General features: G+C 55.9%; 18 protein-coding genes. 6 read left to right on the top strand and 12 right to left on the bottom strand.

Annotation, left to right across the window (positions count from 1 at the left end; translation table 11 throughout):
- Positions 1–130: 130 nt before the first annotated feature.
- Positions 131–1,009, top strand: a complete 879-nt coding sequence (locus H8K03_17010; protein ID UVT19473.1) for a hypothetical protein — start codon at positions 131–133, stop codon at positions 1,007–1,009.
- A gap of 122 nt (positions 1,010–1,131) precedes the next feature.
- Here the strand turns inward: H8K03_17010 and H8K03_17005 are convergent, their stop codons facing one another.
- Entirely contained in the window at positions 1,132–1,659 is a 528-nt protein-coding gene (locus H8K03_17005) for a hypothetical protein (protein ID UVT19472.1), read from the bottom strand.
- A 273-nt stretch (positions 1,660–1,932) separates the two neighbouring features.
- Here H8K03_17005 and H8K03_17000 point away from each other — a divergent pair, with 273 nt between their 5' ends.
- Complete coding sequence (locus H8K03_17000; GenBank protein ID UVT19471.1) at positions 1,933–2,892, top strand: GTP-binding protein; 960 nt, start codon at positions 1,933–1,935, stop codon at positions 2,890–2,892.
- 13 nt (positions 2,893–2,905) lie between these two features.
- Here the strand turns inward: H8K03_17000 and H8K03_16995 are convergent, their stop codons facing one another.
- The 4 genes from H8K03_16995 to H8K03_16980 form a co-directional block, all read right to left on the bottom strand.
- Positions 2,906–3,490, bottom strand: coding sequence for a phosphatase PAP2 family protein (locus H8K03_16995; protein ID UVT19470.1), 585 nt, complete (start codon positions 3,488–3,490; stop codon positions 2,906–2,908).
- Positions 3,491–3,581: 91 nt separating this feature from the next.
- Entirely contained in the window at positions 3,582–4,043 is a 462-nt protein-coding gene (locus H8K03_16990; GenBank protein UVT19469.1) for an energy transducer TonB, read from the bottom strand.
- A gap of 14 nt (positions 4,044–4,057) precedes the next feature.
- Complete coding sequence (locus H8K03_16985; protein ID UVT19468.1) at positions 4,058–6,469, bottom strand: TonB-dependent receptor; 2,412 nt, start codon at positions 6,467–6,469, stop codon at positions 4,058–4,060.
- A 103-nt stretch (positions 6,470–6,572) separates the two neighbouring features.
- The gene (locus tag H8K03_16980) at positions 6,573–6,929 is read right to left on the bottom strand and encodes a hypothetical protein (GenBank protein UVT19467.1); all 357 of its coding nucleotides are present in this window, start codon (positions 6,927–6,929) and stop codon (positions 6,573–6,575) included.
- Between the two features lie 152 nt (positions 6,930–7,081).
- On the opposite strand from H8K03_16980, the gene H8K03_16975 reads away from it, so the two are divergent.
- Positions 7,082–8,143 (top strand): 3-deoxy-7-phosphoheptulonate synthase, encoded by a 1,062-nt coding sequence (locus H8K03_16975; GenBank protein ID UVT19466.1) that lies wholly within the window; start codon positions 7,082–7,084, stop codon positions 8,141–8,143.
- A 185-nt stretch (positions 8,144–8,328) separates the two neighbouring features.
- Positions 8,329–9,102: a TatD family hydrolase gene (locus H8K03_16970; protein ID UVT19465.1), complete on the top strand. Its 774-nt coding sequence runs from the start codon at positions 8,329–8,331 to the stop codon at positions 9,100–9,102.
- Here the strand turns inward: H8K03_16970 and H8K03_16965 are convergent.
- Positions 9,089–9,610 carry an NYN domain-containing protein gene (locus H8K03_16965; protein ID UVT19464.1) on the bottom strand — a complete coding sequence of 174 codons (522 nt, stop codon included), beginning with the start codon at positions 9,608–9,610 and terminating at the stop codon, positions 9,089–9,091. The two genes, H8K03_16970 and H8K03_16965, sit on opposite strands and share 14 nt — an antisense overlap.
- Before the next feature lie 126 nt (positions 9,611–9,736).
- Between H8K03_16965 and H8K03_16960 the strand changes: the two genes are divergently transcribed.
- Complete coding sequence (locus H8K03_16960; protein ID UVT19463.1) at positions 9,737–11,020, top strand: N-acetylmuramoyl-L-alanine amidase; 1,284 nt, start codon at positions 9,737–9,739, stop codon at positions 11,018–11,020.
- A 30-nt stretch (positions 11,021–11,050) separates the two neighbouring features.
- On the top strand, positions 11,051–11,788 hold the full coding sequence (truA, locus tag H8K03_16955; protein UVT19462.1) for a tRNA pseudouridine(38-40) synthase TruA: 738 nt from the start codon (positions 11,051–11,053) through the stop codon (positions 11,786–11,788).
- A 136-nt stretch (positions 11,789–11,924) separates the two neighbouring features.
- On the opposite strand, the gene aepY is transcribed toward truA, so the two are convergent.
- From aepY to H8K03_16925, 6 genes are all read right to left on the bottom strand, one after another.
- Entirely contained in the window at positions 11,925–13,058 is a 1,134-nt protein-coding gene (gene aepY, locus H8K03_16950) for a phosphonopyruvate decarboxylase (protein UVT19461.1), read from the bottom strand.
- Positions 13,059–13,178: 120 nt separating this feature from the next.
- A complete protein-coding gene (aepX, locus tag H8K03_16945; GenBank protein ID UVT19460.1) occupies positions 13,179–14,813 on the bottom strand; it encodes a phosphoenolpyruvate mutase in 1,635 nt (544 codons plus the stop codon).
- A gap of 272 nt (positions 14,814–15,085) precedes the next feature.
- Positions 15,086–15,736, bottom strand: coding sequence for a serine O-acetyltransferase (gene cysE / locus H8K03_16940; protein UVT19459.1), 651 nt, complete (start codon positions 15,734–15,736; stop codon positions 15,086–15,088).
- A gap of 19 nt (positions 15,737–15,755) precedes the next feature.
- Positions 15,756–16,241: a 2-C-methyl-D-erythritol 2,4-cyclodiphosphate synthase gene (locus H8K03_16935; protein UVT19458.1), complete on the bottom strand. Its 486-nt coding sequence runs from the start codon at positions 16,239–16,241 to the stop codon at positions 15,756–15,758.
- Positions 16,238–16,942 (bottom strand): 2-C-methyl-D-erythritol 4-phosphate cytidylyltransferase, encoded by a 705-nt coding sequence (gene ispD, locus H8K03_16930; GenBank protein ID UVT19457.1) that lies wholly within the window; start codon positions 16,940–16,942, stop codon positions 16,238–16,240. The genes H8K03_16935 and ispD overlap by 4 nt, the downstream gene beginning before the upstream one ends.
- Before the next feature lie 108 nt (positions 16,943–17,050).
- Positions 17,051–18,601, bottom strand: coding sequence for a DegQ family serine endoprotease (locus H8K03_16925; GenBank protein UVT19456.1), 1,551 nt, complete (start codon positions 18,599–18,601; stop codon positions 17,051–17,053).
- Positions 18,602–18,613 lie beyond the last annotated feature (12 nt).

The following is an 18,613-nucleotide window of genomic DNA, read 5'->3' as shown; positions in this document are numbered from 1 at the left end:
CAAAGGAGCCCTTGACATCAGCCCCCGTGATGTATAATCAGGCACCCTACTCACATAACGCCATACAGCACGTGCGGAGATGAGTGCCAGGTATTCTGGAACAACAGGGAGTTTTCTCAGATCATATGTCATGGCCTCGGTCTGCCTACTCCTCGCAGGCTGCTTGTTCGTCGAGCCACCGAAAGAAGCGGGGAACTCCCGATCGCCTGGTGCAACTCAGACAGCGATCTTGGGCGTCACGGTCGAAGGCGATTACATGGAATCGTGCCGCGCGAGAGGTGTGCCGGTTCCACCTGATTGGAAGCAGTCTTCCTCCGAATGGGAAAGCCACGGCAATCTCAAGACCATCCTGCTGACGCCCAATAGTCCGGAGCAGGCACCGGTCGATCACACTGCATTCGCAAGCGTCTGGTCGTACGCCTCACCAAACGTGAGAGGCGCCTGCATCGCGCTTGGACGAAATGGTGGATCATTCCAGATTATCTGTCAAAGCGCCACGACAGGGCATGCCTGTTTTTGGGGAAACGACCCGAGTTCATCGCGTACACAGTGGACACCCGAGGCAACCGAGGTACAGCTATCTTCGCTCCGAGACCCCGTCCAAGGATTCGCTCTCGGGACTGTGGCGTGCACCGAATGTCATCGCGGGAACAACGCATTCTTGGTCGCCCCTGACGATCCCACCTGGGCAACGGTGTTGAGACCTGAGCGCGTACGCCCGACATTTACCACCCGTGTCGAGCAGTCGCCGCAACAGGGATGGTTAACGTTCGGCGCAACAACAATATCCTATCCGCGCTTTATCCCGGTCGGCGGGAAATCCGTGGCCCTGAACAACCCATTGCCGACCACGACCGGATGTTCAGGATCGTGTCACGAGTCTCATTTTGAGATCTTAGAAAAAAACCATACGGTAGAAGGCTATGTTCGGGCGCCACGGCCCATGGGCCCGAACTGCGCCCACGATTCACCGCCGGATGATCCGGTTAGGAATTGCTACCAGCACTAACCGTCGCTTCACCATTTCGCAGGCGTTCTTCGCCTTTGTCTGTCCATCAACTGGTCTGCTCGATAACCGAACCACGGCATCGTCACTGCGACCATCCCAATTCCCACTGCATTTCCGGCCCCCTAGAATCGGCCGGACATCTTTTCGGCCAATGGAAATAATTTGTCGATAGGAACCATGTCCGACTTGTTGTTCACCGTGATTTCAATGGCCGCCATTGCTTTGTCTTTGTTCACCGTACAGGTGGTGTTATAGCCTATCTGCTCCTTTCCGGCTGGCGGAACCAACGTGGAGCAAACAATGGGTCCGGCGGTTTTTACTTCAATCTGTACCCCCATGTTTTTCATCATTTCCAGACCGGCCTTTTCCTTGCGGCCTGATCGGTCTCTCCCAGGATCAAGGCCGTTCACTAACCGCAGCAGGACTTTGGCGCTTGGCGCTTCTCCTGCGCAGAGTTCGGCACGTCCTCCCGGCATTGATTGGCCGGCATTCAACGTGACGGTCGACCCAAGAACGGATTCAATATCCGACGACGTGACCAAACTACAAGCTTTGCCGCTTTCGGAGGACAAAACCGGCTGTGAAAGTATCGCGATCACTATACCTACCAGTACAGTTCCACTCATCAATCGGACAAGAAGTGGTATCATACCTACCTCCTCGCTAGGCTGAAGCCCTGCATGCCGGTTCGACAGTCTCTTTCTATCTTACGACCAAGAAGCTAAGCGTCACACCATTTCAGGCTCCAAAATACACTAGCCCGGCCGGATTTCTCCAGCCGGCAGGATGCATCACCTAATTTTTCATGATGGTCATCGCCCGATCAGAACGGCGTTAAATTTTCCGCCCAATGGCGGTATGGTCGATCCTCTTCAGGTTCTCGCCATATCCCGGTAGAATGTATAGTTGGATTGAGGAGGGATATGGCCTCGCTTCCCGTTCCGTTTTATATTCTCTGCGGTTCCCTTGGCGCGGGCAAGACCACGCTGTTGATGCGTTTGCTCGAATATTGGAAAGCGCAAGGACGGCGGACCGGTGTCCTCATGAACGAGGCAGGGGCGGTGAGCATCGATGGCCCTCGCGCCGGCACACTGGCCGAGCAGGTCATGAACCTGGCCGGAGGCTGCGTCTGTTGCGACACGAAAGAGGACCTGTCTTGGGGAATCGCGCAACTGGTGCGCGATCATGGATCGAATGTTCTGATCCTGGAATGTTCCGGGCTCGCCGATCCCGCCGAAGTGATCGACGCGGTAACTGATGCTTATACGGCGCGGCTGGCTGCGCTTGAACGGGTGATTGCTCTCCTCCATCCTGTCTCGACGGAAGAAAGCCATTCCAGCGCCTATGTGACGACCCAAGCGATCCGTTGTGCCGACGAACTGATCTTGAACAAGCGGGACCTCTACGTTCCTGGCCACTGGGAAAGGTTCCGCGACACCATTCTCGAACAAAATCCCTATGCCCGCCTCTGGGAAACGTCCCATGCGCGACTCGATGCCGCAGCCCTTCTGACGCCCCATCCATCGGCGAAACAGGCGGTGCCCACCAATGTACTCTTCAGCAAGTCACGAGCGAGTTCCCTTCAACGGGCGGCTTACCATCCGATCGCGACCACAGTTCCACTACCGGGTCCGCTCATTCGCCGGCACTTCTTGGCGTGGATTAAAACTCTTCCGAAGGAACTGGAACGGGCGAAAGGCTACTTCCGATTTGCGAATGAACCGGAGCTGCAGGAATTCCAGTATGCGCCGCCTGGGCAGGCGACAATTGCGCCGCTCACCTTGTTGGATGAACCGGATCCGGCCCTGGTATTGATCGGCCGAGGATATGATATCGATCGTCTGCGAGCGGATCTTTTGGCGACGGTGGAGCAGCCGACATAGTCCGCAGAATCCTTTACGGCCTTACGTGCGCTTCCCCTACCGGCACGGCCACCGATCCTAACTTCTTTCTGAATCGTGGCCAGCGAAGCAGGACGAATGCTGCTCCTGCACCAAGAAGTCCTCCGATCGCCCATCCGCCGAGCACATCAGTCACATAATGCGCGCCGATATATACGCGGGCGAATCCGACGAGTCCCACGATCGGCCAGGTGACCCAACCGGATCTCGGATAGAGGGTTTGCAGGAACGCCGCGGCGGCCGCCGTGTTGATCGCATGGTTCGACGGAAAACTGAATAATCCTCCGCAGCCGCTCGGCTCGATTTTGACGGCCTCGGAAACTGCCCGGCATGGCCTGACACGCTCAAAGACCCATTTGAGCTGTCCACCGATAAAATCAGCGAGTCCCACCGCGCCGGCCAGAACCGGTCCGCCTAACAATGCCTCTCGCCGGTTGCTCCATATCCAATATGCGATAGCGCAGGCCCCGGGCACATAGAGCAGGCTCCGGTGTCCCAGTTGGAGAAAGAAGTGATCGGCAGCCGGTGATCGGCCCGCCAAGCCGTTGATCGCCAGAAAAAGAGTCTCGTCTATGCTCATGCACGCGACGATAAAGCGTTACCCGTTGGGCGTCAAGCGGCAACCATTCTCTTGCTCATAAAGTAAATGACGATTGTCAGAGAGCCACCCTTCACCGCGTCCGAAAATGGATTCGGACGGTCAGCTCACCGTCAACCGGATCGTCCCCACGCATCTGGGGATCGAAGGTCCATCTGCCGAGCGCATTGACTCCGGCAGTCGTGAGTTCCCGATGTTTGCACGGCTCCAACACCACGACCGTCACCTTCGCCTGCTTGGAAACCAACAAGCGTGCCTTCATCCAATCATCGAGTTCTTGGCCGGCGAGTGATGCAGGAATGGCGGGCCATAGCGTGGACTTGGCGACAGGACCCACTTGCTGATCTTTATTGAGAGGCAGTCCATGAACGTGTACCTCCGGCAGCTCCAGGACGTCTTCCTCGTGATCGCTCTCATGGGTCGCGTCGTCACCCGCCGCTGCATTTGCAGCGGCCGGACCCAGGAACACACACAGCACACCGGAGAACACGAGCCGTGTACCAGCGCGGCACAGCATCGTCATGATTCCATCCATACCATCCTCTTATATCAGAAGAACCATTGCCCTCGGAAGAAGAAGGACCGAGGCATCCCGGCATGAGAGACCCCGAGGCCGATACTACCTTCCCCTTGATTGATGAAATACTTTTGATCCAGGGCATTCACGATATCGAACCCGAGCAGTAGCTTCTGCCCATCCCAGGGCAACGGAATGACGTGGGCGATCGAAAAGTTATAGACAGTGTAGGACGGGCTATGAGTCGAATTGGTCTTTCCACCTTCCTCCGCCGTTCGAAGTCCCGATGCGAACAACACCTGCCCGGTGATCGTCGTTCGCTCGAGCAATCGATAACTCAGCACGCCCGAAGCGGTCAACGTCTGTTGGTGATCACAATGGATTCCACTGGAGGTATTGATATCCGCAATCTCGGCCGCCTCCAATAAGAAATGGCCGGATTGCAGCCCATACCCTTTACACTGTCCCCACGCGATGTTCCCGCGGCCCGACAGATTCTCCATGAACCACACCTTGAGCGCCGCATCGGCGCCCCTGGTCCAGCCTCGCTCAAAGGCAAAATAATTCAACAAGGGCGTCGTGCCAAACTGGCCGGCATCCGAAAGGAAGTTGGCCAGCTTGTAGTAGCCGGTGAGTTGCAGCGTCGCCCAATCCGTCAAGGCATGGGAACTGCCGATCTGAAAATAATGGGCGCGTTCGGCGCGAGGCTGATTGTTGGTCGTATCCTCCGGAGCCGCCTTCGTTCCCGCCGTATTCAGCTTGGTGAAGGAAATCGCCTCAAGATTCGGAGGAGTAAAGAGCCGGCCATAGAAGGCGTGGAACGCGTGGGCTGGGTTGTATCGATACGTAACGCCGATCCGCGGGCTGATCTGCCCTTCGTTTCGCTGGTACTGCACGGCATCCCCTCGGACGCCCACGTTGAAGGTCCAGTGCTCGTTCGGAGTCCATTGATCCTGAATCCAGAACTCCTGGCGCCAACCGATCAGCCGGTTGTCGGCATTGACATTGATGACACTTCCGGTTGGACCGCCCAACCCGTCATCGAGAAACGTAAACAGCCTCGTCTTATTGATCGCCTGAGTGCGATCGATCTGGAATCCCGCCTTGATCAAATGCTCCTTGCTGTGGACAAAGGTGTAATCGAAGCGCGCACCGCCGGAATAACCGGTGCGATCTTGACTACCGGCCGAGAAAGGTTCGGTTTCGTCCGGCACGTACGCCAGGACATTGAACGGATCGGTCCTGAATGTGGCCCTCGTGCGGCGGAAATACCCGGCCATACTGAAAAAGTTACGGGTGTTGATGTCGTGTCTCCAGACCACGTGGCCGTACTGATTGTTCTCTTTTTGATTCTCATCCACCATTTCCGACGGCACGGAGGTCAACCCTCCGGGTAACAGGCCGGCGATGGTGGGATTCAGCGCCTGACCCGGCAGCGTGGGAATCTGATACTTGGCGACGGAGTTCAAGAATAAGAACGTGAAGTTATTGTTGTTATCATGCTGATAATCACCGCGAAACATCGTTTGGTTCCGCTCGCTCTGTCCGTGAAAGATGGAATGACCGAGGGTCGGTGGCTCGATTCCCCGATTCGTCGCCGTATAGCTGTTCAAGAAGTAGTAACGGAACTTCTGGCCGATGGTTCCTCCGTACTCGATGGACGGATTGATGGTGTTGTTCGACCCTCCGAACATTTGAAGCGACCCAAACCCCGGCTTCGTCCCGCTCTTGGTTGTGATGTCGAGGAGCGCCGTCGCCTTGTTCCCCACGTTTGCCTCCATACCACCCAGTACGATATCTGCCCGCTCCCAAGCTCTGGGCGTAATCACATCCGAAAACGTTGAAGAGACCGTGTCTGGAATCGGAACCCCATCGATACGGAACTGAAGATTGGCATGGTCCTGGTGGATGTGGACCTGCTTCAAAGATCCATAGGTTGCGCTTGGGATCGTTACTAACAGATCCTCCAGATTGATGTTGTTCCCGCGCGGAAGAACATCGATTTCTCTTCGGCTGAGCGAATAGGTCTCACTCGACGTTTTGGCCTGAATGGGCGGCAACGGCGACACCACCTCGAGCGCAACTTCCGTGGTTTTTGAGAGGGTGAGCGTCACAGGTTTTGGTGGCTTGTCACCCAGCGTCAGCACGACATATTCACTTCGATAGGTTTCCTGAAGGGCGCTGACGGAATAGGTGCCGATCTCTTTGACAGAGACTTTGAATTCGCCGGCATCGTTCGAGACTCCGGAGGATACCGTTTCCCCCTCTTGATTCTTCACCTCAACCACTGCCTGTGGCACTCGGCGAAGATCCTGATTCTGAACCACTCCCTTAACGACCAAGGGCTCATCATGCTCTGCCGCATAAATGTCTGAACAGTTACACCAGGCCATTCCTATGGCAAACCCTGCGCACAGTACACATCTCACCACTGGGTACATCATGCCCCTCCTCAGTCACAACGCGACGATCGTGGAAACATGGGACAGAATCAGGCATACCCCGTGCCGAGCAGCCTGTTTCCCTATCCTGAAACTGACGCGATGGTTACAAACGGGGAGGAGCGCGAGAAGGACCGACGAGCGAAGGGGCTGCCGACAGCAGAATGGTTTCGGACGGAAGCTCCCGCTGTTGGACTGATTCGCAAAGAGCTAACCGAGGAACATCACAATCGACTGAGCCGGCTGTATGGTGCTGAACCCACTGACAAATGTCGGTGTCCGAATGTTCGTGGCCATCCGAATCAGCTGCGGCCAGCTCATGATGAACGTCCTGGGCCATGGCAAAAGGCGCCATGCCCAGCATGATGCAGATCATCCCCAGCGCGACTCCCAGACGGAGTAGCGGGGAGAAACGCGTGGATCCAGCCATCATCGCTCGCATGGCACTAGAATAAGAACCCATGCTTGAAATTGCAAGAACTCCTCGCTCCAGGCCCCAATTCTCTCTGATCGGCCGCCTAGTTAGGCAGTATGGACTTTTCTGCTATTATTCGTTAGATTCGTCCTCTTTCAGGCTAGAGTCGACCAAGGGCCAACACGGGGTGCGTGGAATTCATGAATAGACCGATCGACAACCAGCACGTTATCGAAATCAAGGCACTCCCCTCCCCCCGTGCCGTCAAGACAAAACTGCCCATTACCGATCAAGCAGGAGCCCTGGTCGTCGAAACCCGGGAAGCGATTCGCCGAATTCTCCATGGGCAAGATCGTGATCGGCTGCTGGTCATCGTGGGTCCCTGTTCCATTCATGACCCTGATGCCGCCTATGAATATGCCGCCAAACTAAAGCCCGTTGCCGATGCGCTGCGTGATCGCTTCCTCATCGTCATGCGAACCTATTTTGAAAAGCCCCGGACCACCGTCGGGTGGAAAGGCCTTATCAATGACCCTCACCTCGATGGAACTTGTGACATTGCGACGGGGGTGGAGTTGGCGAGAGCGATTCTCCTCAGGATCAATCAGTTGGGCCTCCCCTGCGGGACGGAATTGCTGGATCCCATCAGCCCGCAATACGTCGCCGATTTGATCAGTTGGGCGGCGATCGGCGCCCGCACCACAGAGAGCCAAACCCATCGGGAAATGGCCAGCGGCGTGTCCATGCCGGTCGGATTTAAGAATGGGACCGAGGGCAGCATGCAGGTTGCCATCAACGCAATGAGTTCCGCCCGTATTCCACATCATTTCGTCGGTATCAACGCCGACGGCCAAACCGCGATCATCAAGACGATGGGTAACCCTGACCGCCACATCGTGTTGCGCGGTGGAGGCGGAAGAACCAATTACGAAGCCGAGCATGTCGCCAAGGCAGAAGCTGCCGTCGCAGAAGAAGGCATCGCCCGCCCGATCATGATCGATTGCTCACACGACAATTCCAAGAAGGACCATACCCGTCAAGGCTTTGTCGCCCATGAGGTGTTGCGGCAATTCCGGGAAGGCCGCCAAAGCATCATGGGGCTGATGCTCGAAAGCAACTTGAACCCCGGTAGACAGGCATGGAAAGAAGGGGTCGCCCTCCTTCACGGCGTTTCCATTACCGATGCCTGCCTTGGCTGGGGCGAAACAGAACATCTGTTGCACGAGCTCGCGACCGCGATCATTCCTAAGCCGGTCTCCTGATCCCATCCTCTCCGACCATCGGAACCCCTTACACTTCGACAACGATGACCGTGCGAGTCCGTGATCGATCAATCATAGGGATGCTGAACCATGGGCACCGACCATGTCTCTTCGACACACTCTGGACAAACCGATTGTAGAACACTTGAGTATCCTGGATTTCACCACCATGGTAGGATGCGCCGATGTTGATCGACACACATACACATCTCGACGACGCCCGCTACAACGACGACCGTGAAGCCATGATTGCCCGCGCGCGCGAGGCCGGAGTCACAATGTTCATCACCATCGGCTGTGATCTCACAACCAGCCAATCTGCCGCCGTACTGGCCGATCGCTTTCCCTTCGTGTATGCCTCAGTCGGGGTTCATCCCCATGAGGTCAAACATATCGAGGACAATTGGTACGATGAATTCCGCCGTTTGGCGCAGAGCGGCAAGGTCGTGGCCTATGGAGAGATCGGGCTCGACTATCACTACAATCATTCTTCTCCCAAGGAACAGCGTGAACGGTTCCGCGAACAGATTCAGCTTGCGCGCGAACTCAAGCTGCCCGTGATCATTCACACGAGAGAGGCGCAGGAGGATACGATCGCGATATTGAAGGAAGAGCGGGCATCAGAGGTCGGCGGGGTGTTTCACTGCTTTTCCGGGGATGGCTGGCTGGCGAAAGAGGCGCTGGATCTTGGTTTTTACCTTTCGTTTTCTGGAATCCTGACGTTTCAAAACGCAACGGCACTCCGCGAAATCGCCCGGCAGACGCCGCTGGATCGCGTACTCATCGAAACCGACTGCCCGTATCTCACCCCCGTCCCCCATCGAGGGAAGCGCAACGAACCCGCCTACGTGACCCTGGTCGCACAACAGTTGGCGTCCCTGCATACCCCATCTCTGTCGTTGGAACAAATTTCCAAGCAGACCAGCGACAATGCGAAACAGCTATTCAAAATCGCCTGAGCTGACGGTCGCGCTGCCTTTGGGACTTTGGAAGCTTCCGGGGATTCCCCTTCTTTTCCGGTCCGCGCCTTGAGGGTTCGCCATCTCCGACATCAAGTTCCTTGTATGGCACGATGCCGACGGAAGCCGTCAATCCTCGGAGTTTCCCCGCAAACTCCCGAGCTTCCATGACGAAGGCCCCATGCGCTCTGGCCGCATTCACGATCTCATGGTCGGAACTGACGACCGCGCAGTCGACCCCATATTCCCGCGCCAACCGTTGGATCACCTGATCCGCCCGCTCTCCCCGTTTCGAATAGATCACCTGTACACCGGCGCGATGTTCCCGCTTCTCTGTCGATCGGCCCTGCTGCCAGCCATCGAACACGACGGTAATATGATGATTCTTGCGGTGACGATAAGCCGCGAGATCCCGCAACAACGATTCGCGTGCCGATTCGAGGTGTCCGGAACGCGTTCCGCCAACTCCCAGGAGATTATATCCGTCGACGATCAGATGAGTGGGCATCTTTCACGCTACCGCGGAGATGATGGAACAGTCAATGCGGGTTCCGCATTACTAACTAGCGTATTTCTTGACAAGGCGACGGACATCTGAGAATAGTTTCACATCCTCATTGCCTGAAAAGGGCGTATGCAAGCACGAGAACCACGGCTGCTTTCAGTCAAGCCCGTTATCCACCTTTTATTCTGCGGGATCTTCCTTATTTCCGCACACGCCGTTCTGATTCAACCGGCCTGGGGTGAATCCCCTGACCATCACCGTCCTCAGGCGGCGACGAAGTCGAAAAAGCCCCGTGTAGGGGCAACGCCCGCATCCCTCGCTCCTGTCACTGTCCGAAACCTCCGTGTGATGACCAGCCCGGGCAAAACCCGACTCGTGATGGATTTAGATCGCCACACCAAGGTCATCGAGCAACGAGAAGACAATCCGAGTCGCGTGGTCATTGCGCTTTCCAATGCCTCGTTAAGTCAACCGGCGCTGGCCAAGGCCGCTGATGGTACGGTCCCTTCTCTCTTTATGGTGAGTCAACTGACTCCTCATATCGTCGCCGTGTCCCTTCCGACCACATCATTTCGGACGTATAAGCAGTTCGCGCTTTCCGATCCTCCCCGGTTGGTTGTCGATGTTACCCCCTCCATAGACCAGGGTGCCGCTTCTCCAAACGGAATACGTGAGATACCTTCGCGTTCAATCCCTCCGTCCCCTCAGCCCATAGCGCCTCCTGCCAAAGACTACACCACGATTGTGATAGACCCTGGACATGGGGGGAAGGACCCCGGAGCACGTGGCCTTCGGCGAACGGAAGAAAAAGACATCACACTGAAAGTCGGACTTCAACTACGGGAGCTTTTGAGCAAGCAACCGGGCATGCGCGTGATGATGACACGGGACCGTGATGTCTTTGTCGAGCTGGGAGACCGGGCCAAGTTTGCCAATAGCCACGAGGCCGATTTATTCGTGTCCATCCATGTGAATTCGCATCCCTCGCGTTCCGTCAAAGGCATTGAAATCTATCATTTCGGAGAGGCCAAGGATCAGCGGGCCTTGGAAGTGGCGGCGCGAGAAAACGGCACGCCCATCAGCAACACCGGAGTCGGATGGGAATATCTCGTTGCGGATTTGCTGACCACCAAGAAGATCGAAGAATCGTTGGAGCTCGCCTGGAACGCGAAAGAGGCGATGGTCGCTCAAATGAACGGGCACTACGCCGTCAACGACCATGGCGTCAAGACAGCCCCTTTTTACGTATTGCGATTTACGAGTATGCCCAGTATCTTGGCCGAGATTGCCTATATCTCGAACCCTACTGAAGAAGACCTCCTCCAGAAACCGGTATTCGTCAGGGATGTCGCTCAATCGCTCTATCAAGGCATTGTCTCGTTCCTCGCCAGCAATAGATCGGATATCCGATGATCGTTTCCTTGGTCGCGAGCTCCGGGTTTCATGCCCACCATAAAACTCATCCTCGAATATGACGGCACCGCCTATGCAGGGTGGCAACGCCAGCCCGGCCGGCCGACGATTCAAGAAGCCGTCGAAACGGCCATCTTCGGCGTCACTCAAGCCAAAATACCGGTGATCGGCGCCGGACGTACCGACGCCGGAGTTCATGCGCTGGGGCAGGCTGCAAGCTTCCGTACCGACCGAGACATGACGCCTCGTGAATGGAGCAGGGCCTTAAATGCTCACCTGCCGGAGAGCATTGTGGTGCGGTCAGCCACGCTCATGCCGGACACATTCCATGCGAGGCATTCGGCGAAGGGCAAACTCTATGAGTACCGCATTGTGAATCGCCCGGAGCGTCCGGCGGTTGAACGTGACTATCGTTGGCACATCCATCGGCCTCTCGATGACGCGGCGATGAATAAAGCCGGCCTCTACCTGATCGGCTCACACGATTTTTCTTCGTTCCAGACACAGCCTACAGAAAACGATGATCCCGTGTGTCATCTTCAACGATTCACCGTCTTTCGAGAGGGTGAAGGATTGCGGATCGAAGCTTACGCCGACCGGTTCTTGAAGCAAATGGTCCGATCGCTCGTCGGAACCCTTGTGGAAGTCGGCACGCACAAACGTCAGGCGGACAGCCTCAAAACCATTCTTGCAGCTCGCGACCGCTCGGCAGCCGGCAAAACCGCTCCCCCACAGGGGCTGTTTTTGGCGCGAGTCGACTATGATTGATGCTTCAAAGATGCAGAAGAATCGCTGAAAGTGGGTCGCTACTTGCTGGATCGTGTTGAATTCAGCCTCAATGGGAGACCATGCCCTCCACGAGGCCACACCTAGCACTCAACCTATATCCAGTTTCGCGTATTCGCTAACTGTTGTGCTCGATAAACTCCATGAAGGCCTTCTTGTTTTGAACCGGAGTGGTGGCCGGTCTGCCCAAGTCCTTCCTTGCTCCGCGGCGTACGCAGACCTCAAGCAGGCTCGGACCAATTGAGCGTTTCAGCTCTTCCAGACACGACTGAAGTTCCTGCTTCGTTTGAGCCCTAAAAACCTGTTCATAGGAAGCGGCACGAGCAATGCCCAGAATATCAACATCCCGTGCCACCGTCGGCTGGCCACCGACCGAATCATGGGCGCCATTATTCAGAATAATATGCTTCAAATTTCTGGGCTTTAGCGTTCCATTGAGCGCCAGAGCCCCCATGTGCATAAGAAGAGCGCCGTCTCCATCGAGACAATAGACGGAACGCTCAGGTCTTTGGAGCGCAATGCCGAGCGCAATTTGCGAAGCGTGTCCCATGCCGCCTACCGTCAAGAAATCGCGGTGATGGCCGTCACCTCTTTTGCTCCTGTATTCGTACACTTCTCGAGAAGGCATGCCGGTGGTAGAGATAACCACGTCTCGCTCTTCCAGGGCATCGATCACCTGCTGGATAGCTTCTTCCCGAGTGAGGGGGAATTCCGTTCTCTCTATCCGCGGGGCAACAAACGATCCAAAGGTTCCTTGTTTGATGATAAGGGCAAAGGGGGTGCTGGTCTTTCGGACATATGTCAGTGCGTCCTTCACAATCGTTCCCGCATGATCCAACTCCGGTCCCAACACCGAAACGGGAATCTCCATGGCCTCGAGCATGGGAAGCATCACTCGTCCCTGCTTTTTGTGTTGAGGCTCATCGTGGAACCCCGGTTCACCACGCCATCCGATGACGAACAGCAGAGGAATCGAATACACCTCTCCATCAACCAGTGACAAAAGTGGATTGATGACGTTGCCTAACCCGGAGTTCTGTAAATAGACGAGTGGAACGTTGCGTGTTGCCAAGTGGTACCCCAGTGCCAGTGCGACTGCTCCGCCTTCATTCGCGGCGATGATATGCCGATCGGTTCGACTCGTATGAGCGATGCAGGCACAAAACTCTTTAAGCAGGGAATCCGGCACTCCCGTGAAGAACTCAACGCCATTCTCTTTCAGACATTCAATAAATTCCTGTGGGTTCAGCATGGACTCTTCTCCATAGAGCACGATTGAGTAGGAATATGTTGCGAGTGGGGCGACCCGAATCACCCGGTAGCGCCACCATCATGACGAGATGAGTGCACGCGCGTAAACCGCGCACAGAAGTCAAAAATTACCTGCCTGAACCACGTCATCGAGGCTGTTGATGTCGAGCCAGTGTCCGACCGTATACAGCACGCGAATCGGATGCTGACGTTTCAGCAGTTCTTGCAACAGATTGGGGATGCCGGCTTTGCGATTGGCAGGGTCGGCCAGCATTGCGGTCAGAATTGTCTGTAACTGGACGGCTCCGGCAGCAGACGTTTTCAGAAAACCCATCCAGACTCCATGCGTGTGTTCTCTCGAAACCGTATCTCCTAATTGCTTGAGGTAGATCTTGGCGTTAAACGCCTTCTTTGAATTCGGCAGAGAGCATTCGGCAAAGCCGCCCAGGCGAGCATAACTGCTTTGGTTCTGCCAATCGCTGTCCACGAAGATCACAAAGTCTTCTTTTTCCTGGCAGAGAGCCTGAGGGATGTACTTATTGAACAGCACGTCACCGTACGAAATGATCAGATCCTTAGCCAGGCCTTTCCGCGCGCGGAGAGCTTTGTCGAGCGAATCCAACTCACCGGTTTCAGCAAAGTCATCGTTATCGAGATAGGTCAGATTCCGCAGGGTCACCGCCTCCTTCTTATACCCACGGACGACCGTGATGTCCTTGATCCCCACGGCGTTGTAGGCGTCCACGATGTGAGACAGAATCGACGCGCCCTGAATTTTCACCATCGTCTTGGGCTGATGTTCCGTCAACTCCCGGAGTTCCTCCCCGCGGGAAGCGGCCAGCACAATGGCGGACGTGTTTTCGGCGCCGCGGGGAAGGTACCGGTCTTCAGCATCCTGTAATTCCGCAGCATTTTGCAGGCGAAAGATTTCTGAAACCGGCACGACCTTGTCTTCAATGGAGAGGAGATGTTCTTGTTCCTTTAAAATCCGCGCCGTTTTCTGCATAGCGGCCACCGCGGCCCGCAGCATGTGATTGGCCCAAATCACCATAGAAAATCCATGCTGCCGAAACACATCGGTGGGCGTAGCGTAATATTTAGTGGGCACGATCACGACCGGGCATCGGTTTCCCCATTCCTGTTTGAACGACAAGATCTCATCCGGTACCGACAGCGCACTATGAATGAGGATGCCGTCGGCACCCGCCTGCCGATAAGCCTCCGCTCGACGCAGAGCTTCCGCCAGCCCCCAGCCGCAGATAAAGGCCTCCACCCTGGCAATGATGGAAAAGTCCGGATCGGTCTGGGCATCTTTGCCCGCCTTGATCTTGCCGCAAAACTCTTGCATGTCCGCCATCGGTTGGGCGTCCCCTTTGATAAAGCTATTCGTCTTGGGAAAAAGCTTGTCCTCGATGCAGACCGCGGCGATACGGCGCTGCTCCAGTTTTCGGACGAGACGCTGCATGTTATTGAAGTTGCCGTATCCGGTATCGCCGTCGAGAAGAATCGGAATCGTCGTCGCATCGGACATGAATTCCAGATTGTCCAGGACTTGGGTCCAACTGGCTTCGTTGTTGTCGCGGACACCGAATTGCGCCGAGATGGAAAGACCGCTGGCCCAAATGCCTCGAAAGCCGGTTTCTTGAACTATTTTTGCGCTCAGACCATTGTGGGCTTCACAGATGAATTCCAACTGCTCGGACATCAGGAGCTTCTTAAATTGGCGCGCCGGTGTGATGCCTGGTGTTGAACTCATAGGTTCCCTTCCTTGTTCCTGCTGAAACTGTTCGATACGGCTGCCGCGATGCGCATTGGCTCGCCGGAGAGAATACCCTATTTCTCCGGGAGAAATCTTCCTCCCTTCAGTCCTGAGACCAGTGATGAATTAGAGCGGTGAAGTGTGCAGACGAGAAGATGGGGCTTATGGAAGATCGGCCGGCGGGACTAGCACTGCTGGCCTAAAGAATCGGACAAAGGTGTGCAATACAGCGGCGGGCGAGCAGAAAACGACGAGTCGAGTGGAAGGGCCTAAGGACGGGGCGGTGTATCCTGGTTTTCGAGCTTCTTGCGGAGTTCGATCAATTCCCGTTCAAGGGCGATCAGCCGGTCAATAATCGGGTCGGACAGATCGACTTGATCCATGGTCGCATCTGGTAAACGCGTCCCCTGGGTCTTAATGACGCGGGCAGGCACTCCGATCACGGTCGAATTGGCCGCGATGTTCTTCAGAACGACTGAATTCGCACCGATCTTCACATTGTCGCCGATCGTAATGCCGCCAAGGATCTTCGCACCAGCCCCGACCATGATGTGATTCCCGAGAGTGGGATGGCGTTTCCCTCGCTCTTTGCCCGTGCCACCCAATGTCACTCCTTGAAAGAGCGTCACGTAATCACCGATTTGAGCAGTTTCCCCGATCACGACTCCCATGCCGTGATCGATGAAAAACCCGGTCCCGATCTTGGCGGAAGGATGGATCTCAACACCGGTCATCCAGCGCGCTAACTGCGAAATAACACGCGGCAGAATCGGAACATCATGTGACTTCAGCCAGTGAGAGAAGCGGTAGGCCAAGAGCGCATGAAACCCGGCATAGGTCAGGACCACCTCCAGTGTGCTGGTCGCCGCGGGGTCCCGATCAAAAATCGCCTGGAGGTCTTGTTTGATCTTCGTCAACACGACTGAGTATCGTACGACGTCAGACCGGCTCGATCAAACATACAGCGTGAGCGATCATTCCCTCTTCGTGCCCGACCGCATCTAATCCTTCCCCGCTTTTGACCTTTACATTGATCAGGGCAGGATCGATATCCGCAGTCTCCGCCATTTTCTTCTGCATCGCTGCCAGATGTGGGCCGAGGCGGGGAGCCTGGGCCACAATCACGGTGTCGATGTTTCCGATCCGATACCCATTGGCTTTCAGCTTCGCCATGACATCTTCCAGCAGTTTCAAGCTCGAGATCCCCTTGTACTTGGAGTCTGAACTCGGGTAGTGCCGCCCGAGATCTCCTTCTCCCATCGCGCCCAACAGCGCATCGCAAACCGCATGCACCAGTACATCGGAATCGGAATGGCCGAGCAATCCTTTCGTGTGTGGAATTTCAATTCCCCCAAGAATCAATTTGCGGCCCGGTCCGAGCGGGTGGACGTCGTAGCCATAGCCGATGCGAGAGCCCTTTTTCATACCGTTCCTTTCATGCCATCCGATCGACGTGACGACAAGATTGCTTCGCCGATCACCATATCTTCCGGCCTCGTCACTTTGATATTTTCTCCGCTCCCTTCCACCACAGAAACAGGATATCCGCACCACTCCATCAAATAGGCGTCATCCGTCGCGCGAACTCCCTCCCCATGAGCCTTCCGATGGGCTGCCAACAACCAATCTCGCCGGAAGGCTTGCGGGGTCTGAGCCAGCCATAGCGTCTCCCGATCGAGAGTCCGTTCGATCACATGGTCCGCCCCCACCTGCTTGACCGTATCTTTCATCGGCAGAGCAATGATCGCTGCTCCCTTAGCCCGCGCCTTCTTCACCACTTCTTCCACCATCCGCTCAGTGAGAAACGGGCGTACCGCATCATGAACCAGCACCACCTCGACATCGTCGTGCACTTCCTCAAGCGCATGCCGAACTGAATCCTGCCGCTCCTTTCCTCCAGGCACCACTTTTGTCACTTTGGTGAAGTGATGCTGTGCCACAATCTGCGTGAGGCAATAGTCCATCTCAGTTGCGGGAACAGCTAGGATGATTTCATCAATGGCTGAAGAGACTTGAAGTACACGGAGAGAATGGAGGATAAGAGGCTCCCCGCCGAGCGATAGGAATTGTTTCGGCACAGGGCCGCCCATGCGAAGCCCCCGTCCGGCGGCAGGAACGAGAGCCACGGTGCGATTACTCACGGATGAAGTCTGGGCTGGACTTGCTCATCACGATGGGACGAAACGGCGCAACCTCGACGCCGGCCTCTTTGATCTTGCTGACTTCAGGGCGCCTCATGGACGAAGTGTAAGATAGATCGTTCTGCCCTGCCGTTTCAGTAACAGCAAGACGGCCTGATCCTTCGGCAGTTTGCCGGCGATCCGCTCAAAGACCTTCACCGATGTTACGGCTTGACGATTCACTTCGAGAACGATATCGCCCTCTCGGACCCCTAATTCTTCAGCCGTACTTCCGGGCTTGACCCGAACAATCACGACGCCTCGGTCACTCGACTTCAACCCATACCGGCCCGCCAATTCTTCAGTCAGGTCGCGAACGTCCAGACTGGAGAGCACCCCGGTCGGCGTGGCCGATTCTCCCCCGTCGTCATCGCCATTCTGCGACATCGACTTGGGCTGCTCGACGATAGTGAGATCGACGGTTTTCGGCTTCTTGTCACGGATGAACTTGATGGCCACCTTTTTCCCAACCGGAGTCTGCGCCACGGCATTACGCAGGTGTGTCGGCGAATCCATCGGTTTGCCGTCATATTCAATGATGACATCGGCTCGCTCGAATCCAGCCTTTTTAGCCGGGCTGTCGTCCATGACATCACTGACCAGCACACCTTTTGTGTCCCCAACGCCGAACTGGGAGGCCAATTCCGGCGTCAACTCTTGAATGGACACTCCAAGCCAGCCACGGACGACTTTTCCGCTCTGCACGAGCTGCCCCATGATGCCTTGCGCCATATTGCTCGGTACAGCAAACCCGATCCCCATGTTGCCGCCGCTCTGGCTGAAGATCGCCGTATTGATCCCCACCAGCTCGCCTCTCACATTGACCAATGGCCCGCCGGAGTTGCCTGGATTGATGGCCGCATCTGTCTGGATAAAATCTTCGTACTCGGCAATTCCTGCAGCTCGACCCAACGCACTGACAATTCCTAAGGTCACAGTCTGTGTCAGGCCAAACGGATTTCCCACGGCGAGAACGAACTCCCCGACCTCCAGTTTATCTGAATCCGCCCAAGGCACCGTAGGAAGCCCCGTCGCATCGATCTTTACGACAGCCACATCTGTCTTCGGGTCGGTGCCGATCAGTTTCGCCTTGAATTCGCGTTTATCCGACAGCGTGACTCGAATCTCATCCGCCTTGCCGACGACATGATTGTTGGTGATGATCAGCCCGTTCGATTCTACGATGACGCCGGACCCAAGCCCCCGCTCTTTTCGTTCTTTCGGGTGTTCGAATTTCCGAAAAAACTCATCGCCGAAAAACTTTCGAAACAACGGGTCGTCGAACGGCGTTGTCCCTGATCCCTCAGAACGACCGCTTTTGGTGGCATAGATATTCACCACCGCGGGCTTCACAGACTTGGCAATGTCCACAAAGGTTTGACTACTCCCACCTAGTGCAGGCTGAGGAGCGGTCGAAACCGGTCTGGCGACCGGCGGAGGCGCTGCCGGAGACGGTGTATCCGGTATGGCGTGGCCTGTCGGTAGCCAACCGAGGTCCGACGCCACGACGAAACCGATGATCATCCCGGCAGTCAACAAGGTGGCTGCAACGATCCAACTTCTGGTCTTCTGAGGTGGCTTCTGTCCGAGGTCCAACTGGTTCATGATGGTTGATCT

Source organism: Nitrospira sp., from assembly GCA_024760545.1.
Lineage (GTDB): Bacteria > Nitrospirota > Nitrospiria > Nitrospirales > Nitrospiraceae > Nitrospira_D.
The sequence above is the reverse complement of the archived record's forward strand: the minus strand, read 5'-3'. Positions and strand labels throughout refer to the sequence as shown.

Bases quoted from the DNA above. Each gene is read 5' to 3' on its own strand.
- H8K03_17010 (UVT19473.1), top strand. From the start codon at position 131: ATGGCCTCGGTCTGCCTACTCCTCGCAGGCTGCTTGTTCGTCGAGCCA.
- H8K03_17005 (UVT19472.1), bottom strand. From the start codon at position 1,659: ATGATACCACTTCTTGTCCGATTGATGAGTGGAACTGTACTGGTAGGT.
- H8K03_17000 (UVT19471.1), top strand. From the start codon at position 1,933: ATGGCCTCGCTTCCCGTTCCGTTTTATATTCTCTGCGGTTCCCTTGGC.
- H8K03_16995 (UVT19470.1), bottom strand. From the start codon at position 3,490: ATGAGCATAGACGAGACTCTTTTTCTGGCGATCAACGGCTTGGCGGGC.
- H8K03_16990 (UVT19469.1), bottom strand. From the start codon at position 4,043: ATGGATGGAATCATGACGATGCTGTGCCGCGCTGGTACACGGCTCGTG.
- H8K03_16985 (UVT19468.1), bottom strand. From the start codon at position 6,469: ATGATGTACCCAGTGGTGAGATGTGTACTGTGCGCAGGGTTTGCCATA.
- H8K03_16980 (UVT19467.1), bottom strand. From the start codon at position 6,929: ATGGGTTCTTATTCTAGTGCCATGCGAGCGATGATGGCTGGATCCACG.
- H8K03_16975 (UVT19466.1), top strand. From the start codon at position 7,082: ATGAATAGACCGATCGACAACCAGCACGTTATCGAAATCAAGGCACTC.
- H8K03_16970 (UVT19465.1), top strand. From the start codon at position 8,329: ATGTTGATCGACACACATACACATCTCGACGACGCCCGCTACAACGAC.
- H8K03_16965 (UVT19464.1), bottom strand. From the start codon at position 9,610: ATGCCCACTCATCTGATCGTCGACGGATATAATCTCCTGGGAGTTGGC.
- H8K03_16960 (UVT19463.1), top strand. From the start codon at position 9,737: ATGCAAGCACGAGAACCACGGCTGCTTTCAGTCAAGCCCGTTATCCAC.
- truA (UVT19462.1), top strand. From the start codon at position 11,051: ATGCCCACCATAAAACTCATCCTCGAATATGACGGCACCGCCTATGCA.
- aepY (UVT19461.1), bottom strand. From the start codon at position 13,058: ATGCTGAACCCACAGGAATTTATTGAATGTCTGAAAGAGAATGGCGTT.
- aepX (UVT19460.1), bottom strand. From the start codon at position 14,813: ATGAGTTCAACACCAGGCATCACACCGGCGCGCCAATTTAAGAAGCTC.
- H8K03_16935 (UVT19458.1), bottom strand. From the start codon at position 16,241: ATGAAAAAGGGCTCTCGCATCGGCTATGGCTACGACGTCCACCCGCTC.
- H8K03_16925 (UVT19456.1), bottom strand. From the start codon at position 18,601: ATGAACCAGTTGGACCTCGGACAGAAGCCACCTCAGAAGACCAGAAGT.